This is a genomic window from Ochrobactrum sp. SFR4 (genome assembly GCF_019730395.1).
GTDB lineage: Bacteria > Pseudomonadota > Alphaproteobacteria > Rhizobiales > Rhizobiaceae > Pseudochrobactrum.
Map to the genome: position 1 here is coordinate 1 of NZ_JAAPBB010001164.1, position 246 is coordinate 246.

At 52.8% G+C, this 246-nt stretch carries 1 protein-coding gene; it reads right to left on the minus strand.

Features of this window, described 5'->3' with window-relative positions:
• The coding region (locus tag HBA93_RS22710) for a LexA family protein (protein WP_286202153.1) at nt 1–246 on the minus strand (246 nt) is incomplete at both ends.

Sequence of the window (246 nt, forward strand, 5' to 3'; positions counted from 1 at the left end):
TGGTCCGAAAATACGGGTTTCATAAGCAGGGTTTGCAGCTTCCAGTGCAACAGAGGCACCTTTGCGGCGGAAACGTTTCAGTGTCGCTTCTTCATCATCGACCAGAGCCACGACAATTTCACCGGCATTGGCTGTGTCACCACGACGGATAATCACCGTATCCCCATCAAGAATACCGGCCTCGATCATCGAGTCGCCTTTGACTTCCAGTGCGTAATGTTCACCGCTGCCAAGCATTTCCGGAGG